This is a genomic window from Streptomyces sp. NPDC052107 (assembly GCF_040680215.1).
Taxonomy (GTDB): Bacteria; Actinomycetota; Actinomycetes; order Streptomycetales; family Streptomycetaceae; genus Streptomyces.
This window is the reverse complement of sequence record NZ_JBFAWG010000274.1, coordinates 1-1,538: the sequence shown is the minus strand read 5'-3', so window position 1 is coordinate 1,538 and position 1,538 is coordinate 1. Positions and strand designations below refer to the sequence as shown.

General features: G+C 67.8%; 1 protein-coding gene. It reads right to left on the bottom strand.

Features of this window, described 5'->3' with window-relative positions; translation table 11 throughout:
* Positions 1–105: 105 nt before the first annotated feature.
* Positions 106–1,245 carry an ISAs1 family transposase gene (locus AB0M27_RS47755; protein ID WP_365732454.1) on the bottom strand — a complete coding sequence of 380 codons (1,140 nt, stop codon included), beginning with the start codon at positions 1,243–1,245 and terminating at the stop codon, positions 106–108.
* Between the last annotated feature and the right edge of the window lie 293 nt (positions 1,246–1,538).

Here is a 1,538-nt window from a genome sequence, read left to right as displayed (position 1 = left end):
ACGCGGCATGCGCGATCCCGAACTCGTCGTCGGCGACGGAGCGATGGGCCTGTGGCGGGCACTCGCAGAGGTATTTCCGCAGGCCAGGCACCAGACAGGGCTTGATCAAGTTCCGGTGAAGTCGGGCTTGTAGGTGATGCCCAGGATGGGGAGGGCTCGTTCGGGTTGGTCGCGGATGGCGCGGGTGGTCTTCGCGATGTTGGTCGCTCCGAGGGCTTTGAGGGCTCCGATCGCGAGGTTGCGCAGGGTGGCCATGACGCGGGGTGCGTTGCCGACGTGGACAGTGGAGGCGTCTTCGGCGAAGGTACGGTCGCGGATGTGGTGCTGGGCTTCCACGGTCCAGTGTCCGCGCAGGTGGGAGGCGAGTTCGGCCGGTTTCGCCTGGTGGACGTCGAGGCTGGTGACCGCATAGACGGTCTCGCGGGTCTCCTTCCTGCCGGTCTCTTTGCGGCGGCGGTGAACGCGGAGGGCGAGCTTCGCGTGGGGGAAGGCGATGCCGCCAAGGTTGTCGGCGATGGCGAGAGTCTTGATCGAGCGGGACTCGCGACGGCCGTGTCCCTTGTTCGAGGCAGTGTGCTGGATGGCCACCGCATGCCAGTCCAGACCGTCCAGTTGGGTCCAGGCGGTGGGCTGATTGGGCTTGATCACGGCGACGTAGTGCGCCTTCTTGGTCTCGGCCAGCCAGGCGACATTGGCCTTCACGGAGTGCAACGCGTCGAAGGTGACCACGTCTCCGTCCAGGTCGAGCGGTGCAAGCAGGGGCTGGAAGTGCCGCGTCTCGTTGGTCTTGGACCCTACCTCAGCCTGGGCGAGAGTGACCGGGCAGCCGTGGGTGACGGCGGACAGCAGGTGCCGGCGGGGCTGGTCCAGGCGGGCGGAGCCGCGCAGTGCCTTGCCGTCCACGGCGATCACCCGTCGCCTGCCCGGGGCGGCGGCGGTATGGCGGTGAGCCAGCCAGGCTCCCACGGCCGCATCGAGTGCGTCGGCGTCGAGACGCTCGAGGACCCTCCCGATCGCCGACCTGGACGGTGCATGCCGCCAGCGCAGCAGGTGACGGCGCACGCCGAGCGTGGCGAGCAGCCCTGCGTCGGCGCGGTCGCCCCACTCAGCGAGTTCGTCGATGGTCCGGGCTCCCGAGACCGCGGCGGCTGCGCAGACCAGCAGGATCGAGGTCAGCGAGTACCAGCGGCCCCGCCGGGAGCGAGGATCGGGCACCGCCTCCAGGAAGAACCGCAGGTCAGACATGTCGTCTGGATGGAGCGGACCCAACTTGGCCAACACGGCAGGGATCGGGGAAGATGAGACAGCGGACACGGGAACCCTCTTGATCACTTGGCTTAGACACCTGAATGATCACGGATCCCGTGTCCGCTCTGCCATCCCCCCCCAACCCGCAGCATCCGCACGCCAGTTGGGCGATCCCGGGAACTTGCGCAAGCCCTGGGCACCAGAGGTGCTGGGTTCACAAGATCCGCAATGTCATGAACGCGCTACCGAAGTCGGCTCAGCCCGGCGCGAAGAAGGCCCTGCAGGAGATC

Bases quoted from the DNA above. Each gene is read 5' to 3' on its own strand.
- AB0M27_RS47755 (WP_365732454.1), bottom strand. From the start codon at position 1,245: ATGTCTGACCTGCGGTTCTTCCTGGAGGCGGTGCCCGATCCTCGCTCC.